This is a genomic window from Myceligenerans salitolerans, assembly GCF_017349295.1.
Lineage (GTDB): Bacteria > Actinomycetota > Actinomycetes > Actinomycetales > Cellulomonadaceae > Myceligenerans > Myceligenerans salitolerans.
In genome coordinates this window covers 171,868-179,709 of record NZ_JAFMPK010000049.1, presented here as the reverse complement: position 1 = coordinate 179,709, position 7,842 = coordinate 171,868, and the positions used below count along the sequence as shown (strand labels likewise).

6 protein-coding genes and 1 pseudogene are annotated in these 7,842 nt (G+C 72.5%); 2 read left to right on the top strand and 5 right to left on the bottom strand.

Annotation, left to right across the window (positions count from 1 at the left end):
- The 3 genes from J0911_RS19950 to J0911_RS19940 all read right to left on the bottom strand — a co-directional run.
- Positions 1 to 1,162, bottom strand: a 1,162-nt coding sequence (locus tag J0911_RS19950) for a cation:proton antiporter (protein ID WP_207277259.1), incomplete at its 3' end; no start/stop codon positions are given.
- 131 nt (positions 1,163 to 1,293) lie between these two features.
- Positions 1,294 to 1,815, bottom strand: a complete 522-nt coding sequence (locus tag J0911_RS19945) for a PNPOx family protein (RefSeq protein WP_207277258.1) — start codon at positions 1,813 to 1,815, stop codon at positions 1,294 to 1,296.
- Positions 1,812 to 2,513, bottom strand: a complete 702-nt coding sequence (locus J0911_RS19940) for a DUF4386 domain-containing protein (protein ID WP_207277257.1) — start codon at positions 2,511 to 2,513, stop codon at positions 1,812 to 1,814. The genes J0911_RS19945 and J0911_RS19940 overlap by 4 nt, the downstream gene beginning before the upstream one ends.
- A gap of 107 nt (positions 2,514 to 2,620) precedes the next feature.
- On the opposite strand from J0911_RS19940, the gene J0911_RS19935 reads away from it, so the two are divergent.
- Together J0911_RS19935 and J0911_RS19930 are read left to right on the top strand one after the other, a co-directional pair.
- Positions 2,621 to 3,322 (top strand): TetR/AcrR family transcriptional regulator, encoded by a 702-nt coding sequence (locus J0911_RS19935; RefSeq protein WP_307865192.1) that lies wholly within the window; start codon positions 2,621 to 2,623, stop codon positions 3,320 to 3,322.
- A 127-nt stretch (positions 3,323 to 3,449) separates the two neighbouring features.
- Positions 3,450 to 5,675 (top strand): discoidin domain-containing protein, encoded by a 2,226-nt coding sequence (locus tag J0911_RS19930; protein ID WP_207277256.1) that lies wholly within the window; start codon positions 3,450 to 3,452, stop codon positions 5,673 to 5,675.
- 118 nt (positions 5,676 to 5,793) lie between these two features.
- On the opposite strand, the pseudogene J0911_RS19925 reads toward J0911_RS19930, so the two are convergent.
- Both J0911_RS19925 and J0911_RS21260 read right to left on the bottom strand, forming a co-directional pair.
- Positions 5,794 to 6,495 (bottom strand): annotated as a pseudogene (locus tag J0911_RS19925) (response regulator); the annotation flags it as partial.
- On the bottom strand, positions 6,492 to 7,811 hold the full coding sequence (locus tag J0911_RS21260; protein ID WP_207277254.1) for a sensor histidine kinase: 1,320 nt from the start codon (positions 7,809 to 7,811) through the stop codon (positions 6,492 to 6,494). The gene J0911_RS21260 and the pseudogene J0911_RS19925, both read right to left, overlap by 4 nt.
- Positions 7,812 to 7,842: the final 31 nt, after the last annotated feature.

The window sequence follows — 7,842 nt, the reverse complement described above, 5'->3', positions numbered from 1 at the left end:
GGATTGGGGCGATGCGTTCCGCCAGGGCCGGGAACAGGAGCACCGACACCACGCCCGAGAAGACCAGGGCAGCCGCCTGCGCCTCGTCGAGCGCGCCGCTCGACACGCCGGCCGTCGTGATCACGACGATGAGGGGCAGCGCGGTGGACGCCATCGTGGACAGGGCGAGCGCCTCGCGGCGCGGCAGGTCCCGCCGGTGGAAGAGGAACGTCGGGACACCGCGGACCAGGAGGAGGAGCACGAGGAAGACCGGGACGCTGAGAAGCACCGCCGGGTCGGAGAACAAGGACCGGACGTCCAGGCCGACGCCGGTCACGACGTAGAAGATCGGGATCAGGAAACCGAAGCCGATGCCCTCGAGGCGGGAGCCGACGACGCGCGCCTCGACGGGATCGCTCGAATCCAGGAAGAGGTGCACCAGCAGCCCGGCCGTGAACGCGCCGAGCACCGGATCGAGCCCGAGCCACTCCGTCACCGCGAACAGCGCGATCACCACGAACACGCAGAGCCGTACCGCGACCTGTGAGCTCGTCCCGAGCGTGGCCGTGACGAGACGGCCCAGCCGGGGGTGGCGGGGCTTGCGGGCCAGCCACGCCCCGGCGAGGGCGAGCGCGGTGAACACGCCGAGCACGGCGAGCGTGTGGGCGGGCCGCTGGCCGCTGAGCACGAAGGCGATCGCGAGGATGGGCCCGAACTCCCCGATCGTGCCCACCGCGAGCACGCCGTCGCCGAAGCGCGTGCCTCCGAGTCCGGCGTCCCGGACCAGCGGGAGCACGACGCCGAGCGCCGTGGTGGTCAGCGCGAGCCCCACCACCAGGCCCGTGTCCGTGCCACCCACGGCGAGCCCGAGGGCCAGCCCCGCCCCCAGCGAGACGATCCAGCTCCACACGGCCCGCCGCAGGGGCCCGCCGACGACACGCCCGACCTCGATCTCGTACCCGGCGAGGAACATGAGGAAGGCGAGCCCGAGGTCGCTCAGCGCGTCGACGACGGCGGTCCTCTCCACCAGGTCGAGAAGGGCCGGGCCGAGGAGCACGCCCAGCAGGATCTCGAACACCACCGAGGGCACCTTCAGCCACGGTGCGACGCGGTCGGCGACGAACGGCGCGGCCACGGCCGCCAGCGTGATCAGCGCCAGCATCATCAGGCTCTGCTCGTCCACCGGTCCCCCGTCCGCCCGTCCGGCTCCCAGAATGCTGGCCGGGCCGCCGCCCTGCCAGCGGAGGGTCACGGGGCCAGGTCGTGCTGCCGGCGGAGGGCCACGGGACCGGGGTCGTGCTGCCAGCGGGAGCGTCACGGGGCCGGTGTCGCCTCGTCCGCGGCCCTTCCCGTGACCTCGGCGGCGCGTAGCCGGAGCGCGTTCTCGACCTTGAAGAGGCGGATCGTCGCCGCCTCCCGCTCGACGAGGACCGTCTCCCCGATCGGCACCACCTCGGGGCGGTCGACACGGTAGGTCCTGCCGTCGAACCGGAGGAGCCCGGACCCGGCGGCGCGGAGGTTGCGCAGCCAGTCGGTGTCCGGCCCGTAGGGCAGCACGACGGCGAACCCGCCTGGCTCGGGGCTGGGCCCGATCGGCGTGACGTACGCGCGGCCACTCGCGCGCCCGCGGTGGTGCAGCAGCCCCATCGTGGCGCCCTCCTTGCCGGCGGTGCGCAGCTGGGCGCGGTTGGTGACCGACCGGTTGAACCGGCGCACCACCCCGAGGATCCGCCGGTTCTGGGTGCGGATGCCGATGACGAGCAGCGTCATCGCCGTGGCGAGCAGGAGCAGGGCCGTCCCGGCGATCACACCGAGGACCACGAGGACCGCGCTCATCGGGACCGCCCCCCGCGCACGAGGAACCAGATGCCGAGCGCGACCTCGCCCAGCACCGAGCTGGCCACCAGGACGCCCGTGAGCACGGTCAGGAGGACGGCGTCGTCGGGCACGAACAGCCGGGCGACGCCGTCGGCCGCGTACGCGAACCCGGCCACGACGAGGACCCCGCCGATGAGGGACGGGGTCGCGCGGTCGCGCAGGACGAGCACGCCGAGGACTCCGAGGTGGGCGGCGAACACCACCAGTCCGAGCTGCCAGGTGACCCCGAACTGTGCGAGTGCCGCGTGTGCCGCGGCATCGTCGGGAGCGGGCCCCGTGGCGATGTCGAGTGCCGTGGCGAGGTGCCCGACGGCGGTCGCGAGGACCGCGGCGTACGAGACGCGGAGCCAGGCGGCCAGCGCCGGCAGCTCGCGGTGGGCGCTGCCGAAGAACCGCCACACGGCCCAGGCCAGCACGATGTCGAGCACCGCGACGGCCAGGAACGCCGTGATCGCCAGGCCGAGAAGCGCCTGGCCGTCGGCGACCCGGCCGGCCGTCCCGGGGACGCCGGAGCCGGTGATGCCCAGGACGATGCTGTTGGCGCCGATGCCCGCCGCTGCCATGGCGAGCGTCGCGGTGCCCGCGACCACGGCCGCGTCGCGGGGGGCGGCCGGTGCGGGAGAGGTGGTGGTGCCCGGTGGGGCGGTACTGGTCATGGCGATCCGGTCCTCCAGTCGATGTTTATCTCGTAAACATGTTTACCTTGTAAACGGGGCGCGCCACAAGCCCTCGGAGAGGGTGAACCGTCGGAGACAATGCGAACGTGACCGAGACACAGAACCGGCGTCGTCCCCTGAACCGTGGCCGCGTGCAGGCGGCGGCCGTCCAGGTCGCCGACCGGGACGGCCTCAAGGGCATCACCATGCGCTCCGTCGCCGACCTGCTCGGCGTCGAGGCCATGGCGCTGTACCGGCACGTCTCGGGCAAGAACGACCTGCTCGACTCCCTCGTCGAGGTCGTCGTCGCCGAGATCAACGACGCCTGCGACGCGCTTCCCGCGCCCGAGGACCCTGCCGACTGGCGCACCAACCTGCGCCGTCGCATCCTCACCGCCAGGGCCACCCTCCTCGAGCACCGTTGGGCGCCCGCCCTGATCAGCTCGCACGGCACGATGGGCCCCGCGCTGATGCGCTACTTCGACGAGTTCGGGGCGATCCTGGCCGCCGGGGGATTCACGCTCGACACCATCCACCACGCACTGCACGCGTTCGGCCCCCGTGCCCTCGGCTTCTCGCCCGAGCTCTTCGAACCCGAGGCGCCCGCCGTGACGGAGACCGACCTGGACGAGGAGGCGGCGCTCGCCGACATGGCCGCGATGGCCGAGACGCTGCCCTTCCTCGCGCGGATGGCCGAGCATCTCTCCCACGAGGCGTCCACGACGCTCGGCTGGTGCGACGACCAGGACGAGTTCGAGTTCGGTCTCGACGTCATGCTCGACGGCCTGGAGAAGCGTCTGGAGCGCTGACCCGGCGCTCGTACGGAGGGCGCCCGCATGACCAGGGGTATCGCTGGCGGGAGAGGTTCGTTACAGTTTACGAACTGACAGGTAAGTAACCTATTGGCCCGCAGTGCCGCGGGCCTGAGGAGTTGCCATGACGTACAGATCACGGGGGATCGCGCTGGCCCTGGCTGCCGCACTGGTCTCCGCACCCGCTCTCCTGCCCCCGGTGGCTGCCGCCGGCCCGCCGGCCGACGGAAAACTGCCGGGCACGGCGCAGGCGGTCTCGAAGGACGCCGGCACCGTCGGTGCCGCGGCCGCCTGTGCCACGACGAACGCGGCGGAGGGGCGGCCCGCCGAGGCGTCGTCCGTGGAAGGCGCCGGGTTCCCGGCGGCGGCCGCCGTCGACGGCGACCCCGGCACCCGCTGGTCGTCGGCGTTCGCCGACGGCGAGTGGATCCAGGTCGACCTCGGGTCGCCGCAGCAGCTCTGCGGCGTCGACCTGAGCTGGGAGGCCGCGCACGCGAGCGTCTACGAGATCCAGGTGTCCGACGACGGCGCCACGTGGAGCACCCTCACCCGCGTCGAGAACTCCACGGGCGGTGACGTCTCGCACGCCGTGTCGGGCTCGGGCCGTTACGTGCGCGTCGTGGGCGAGCAGCGCGCCACCGTGTGGGGCGTGTCCCTCTGGGAGGTCGCCGTGCACGTCACCGACGACGACGGCGGCGAGCCGCCGGTGCAGGGCGGCGGCGACCTCGGTCCGAACGTCCACGTCCTGGATCCCTCGACGGGAGACGTCCAGGCCCAGTTCGACGAGGCGTTCGCGGAGATGGAGTCCGACCAGTTCGGCACCGGGCGGTACCAGTTCCTGCTCAAGCCGGGCACCTACAACGACCTCAACGCCCAGATCGGGTTCTACACGTCGGTCTCCGGGCTCGGTCTGAACCCGGACGACGTGCGGATCAACGGTGACATCACGGTCGACGCCGGATGGTTCGACGGCAACGCGACCCAGAACTTCTGGCGGTCCGCCGAGAACCTCTCGATCAACCCGGTGAGCGGCACGAACCGCTGGGCCGTCGCCCAGGCGGCACCGTTCCGGCGCATCCACGTGCTCGGCGGGCTCAACCTGGCGCCGAACGGCTACGGCTGGGCGTCCGGCGGGTACATCGCGGACGGCAAGATCGACGGAGCCGTCGGGCCGTACTCGCAGCAGCAGTGGTTCACGCGGGACTCCTCCGTCGGCGGCTGGGTCAACGGCGTCTGGAACATGACGTTCACCGGTGTCGAGGGTGCCCCGGCGACCAACTTCGCGAACGGTCCGTACACCACGCTCGACACCACGCCGATCTCACGCGAGAAGCCGTTCCTCTACCTGGACGGCGACGAGTACGCGGTGTGGAACCCCGCCGAGCGCACCGACAGCCGAGGGGTGAGCTGGCCCGCGAACGCCGGGGGTGAGTCGATCCCGCTCAGCGAGTTCTTCGTGGTGCGCGAGGAGCACACGGCCGCGGACATCAACGCGGCCCTCGACCAGGGCCTGCACCTGCTGATCACACCCGGCATCCACCACGTCGACCAGACGATCGAGGTGACCAGGCCCGGCACGATCGTGCTCGGCCTCGGCTACGCGACGATCATCCCCGTGGGCGGGGTCGACGCGATGCACGTGGCCGACGTCGACGGCGTGCGGCTGGCGAGCTTCCTCATCGACGCCGGCCCGCAGAACTCCGAGAACCTGTTGCGCATCGGCGAGCCGGGCGCGTCGGCGGACCACAGCGACGACCGCACCACGGTGCAGGACGTGTTCGCTCGTGTCGGTGGTGCCGGACCGGGCCTGGCCACCCACGCCGTCGTCGTGAACAGCGACGACGTGCTCGTGGACCACACGTGGATCTGGCGTGCGGACCACGGGGCCGGCGTCGGCTGGGAGACCAACCGGTCCGACTACGGCTTCGTCGTGAACGGCGACGACGTCCTGGCGACCGGCCTGTTCGTGGAGCACTTCAACAAGTACGACGTGCTCTGGAACGGCAACGGCGGCCGCACGATCTTCCTGCAGAACGAGAAGGCGTACGACGCCCCGAACGAGGAGGCGATCACCCACGACGGGATCGTCGGGTACGCGGCCTACAAGGTCGCCGACCACGTCACCTCGCACGAGGCGTGGGCGCTCGGCTCCTACTGCAACTACACGTCCGACCCGACGATCGTGCAGGACCACGGGTTCCAGACGCCGGTGCACCCGGACGTGAGGTTCCACCACGTCCAGGTGGTCTCTCTCGGGGGCATGGGCCAGTACGCCCACGTCATCAACGAGACCGGAGCGCCGACCTCCGGCACGGACACGATCCCCTCGAAGGTGGTCGAGTTCCCGTGACCGAGAACTGAGCGGCACGTACCGGACTTCCGGTGCCCCGCTCCCGGTACCGGACTCCCGGCGCCGAACTTCGGTATCGGACTCCCAGCACCGCCATCGGCGCCGGGCGTTCGCCGGCGAGCCCGTGGCGGTAGGCCCACACCACCGTCTGCACGCGGTCGCGTGTGCCGATCTTCGTCATCGCGCGGCCCAGGTGCGACTTCACCGTGCTCGTCTCCACGAACAGCTCGCGCGCGATCTCGGCGTTCGACATGCCGTTCGCCAGCAGCCGCACGATCTCGGTCTCGCGCTCGGTGAGCGCGGAAGCCGGCCCCGGCTCTGCCGGGGCCTTGCGCGTCCGGCGGGCGAACTCGGTGATGACCCGCCGCGTCACGGCCTGGTCCACCATGCCGTCGCCCGCGGCGAGCCTTCTGACGGCCGTGATCAGCTCCTCCGGCTCGCAGTCCTTGAGGAGGAACCCGCTCGCGCCGGCCTCGAGGGCCCCGAACACGTAGTCGTCGAGGTCGAAGGTGGTCACCACGAGCACCGCGGGCACCGCGGGCGCCGGACCGCCCCCGGGACCGCCGCCTCCGGGGCCCGTGCCGTCCACCTCCACCGTGTTCGCGGCGGCCAGGATCTGCCGGGTCGCCGCGATCCCGTCGCCTCCGGGCATCCGCACGTCCATGCAGACCACGTCGGGGCGCAGGCGGGCCGACTCCCGGATCGCGGCCGGCCCGTTCGACGCCTCCCCGACCACCTCGATGTCGCCGGCGTCCTCCAGCAGCACCCGGTACCCCGCGCGCACCACCGCCTGGTCGTCCACCAGCAGCGTCCTGATCACCGTCGGTCTCCCGTCTCCTCGCCGTGCTGCCGGTCCGCCTGCTCGCCGTGCGTCTGGTCTGCCCGCCCAGCGTGCGTCTGCTCCGCCCGCCCACCGACGTCCTGACGCGCCCGCCCGCCGTCGTCCGGGACCGGCAGCCGGAGGTGGACCCGCCAGCCGCCGTCGCCGGCCGGGCCGGCCGCCAGGTCCGCACCGATCAGGCCCGCGCGTTCCCGCATGCCGATCAGACCGGAGCCCCCGCCTGCCGCCAGAACGGCAGGGGAGGCGGCGGCCGGGCCGTTGACCACCTCGAGCGCCACGTCCCGCGGGCCGTAGGCGAGCCGGACACGTGCCGTGGCGCCCGGTGCGTGCTGCCGCACGTTGGTCAGCGCCTGCTGGGCGATCCGGTAGCACGAGATGTCCGCGATCGGCGGAAGCTGCCGGGGTTCGCCGGTCTCTTCGAGCACGACGTCCGTCCCGGTCCGCCGAGCCTCCGCCACCAGCACGGGAAGCGCCTCCAGACCCGGCACCGGTGCGTTCCCGTCCACGCCGGCGTCGTCCCGGAGCAGACCCACCACCTGCCGCAGGTTCTCCAGGGTGGCCTTGCCCTGCGAGCGGATCCACGCGGCGCCGGAGCGGGCGGCCTCGTCGTCCCGACCGATCAGCCTGCCGACGGCCGCCGCCTGGACGATCATCCCCGACAGGTGATGGGCGGCGACGTCGTGCAGCTCGCGTGCGATCCGGCCGCGCTCCGCCGCCACCGCCGTCTCGGCGCGTTCGCGCTGTGCCGCGATCTGGGCCCGTGCGCTCATCCGTTCCAGCTCACGTTCCCGACGACGGCTCGCGACGTAGCTGCCGACGAGCGCCGCGCCCCCGTAGGCCAGCGCCGCCGAGCCCGCCTGGCTCACGACGATCGCCGACGTTCCTGGCAGTCCCCACGCCGCGATCGCGGCTGTGGCCGCCTGCAGCAGCACGGCCGGGACGATCACCGCGAACGCGGCTCGCACCGGCGCGTGCGCCCCGATCGTGTACGCCGCGACCAGCAGCGCGATCCCGTGCGACATCACCTCCGGTGCCACCGCGACGAGAGCCACCTGGCACACCGCGACCGCGACCAGTGTCGCCACCGGCCAGGTCCGGCGCAGGGCGAGGAACGGAGCCTGGGCGCACGACAGGACACCGAGCGCCCAGGACTGCGCGGACGACAGACCGACCGCGGGATCGGGGGCGATCAGCCGCACCATGGCCAGGACCACTCCGAGCGTGATCACGGTGACGGCGGCGGCCAGGACGGCGTCCTGCCGACGCATCCGGCGTTCCTCGGGAGATGACTGCACGGGACTCATCCTGTCTCAACCGGTCTCGGCC

What these genes read in the sequence shown, in the direction of transcription:
- J0911_RS19940 (WP_207277257.1), bottom strand. Translation starts at nt 2,513, where the DNA reads ATGACCAGTACCGCCCCACCGGGCACCACCACCTCTCCCGCACCGGCC.
- J0911_RS19945 (WP_207277258.1), bottom strand. Translation starts at nt 1,815, where the DNA reads ATGAGCGCGGTCCTCGTGGTCCTCGGTGTGATCGCCGGGACGGCCCTG.
- J0911_RS19930 (WP_207277256.1), top strand. Translation starts at nt 3,450, where the DNA reads ATGACGTACAGATCACGGGGGATCGCGCTGGCCCTGGCTGCCGCACTG.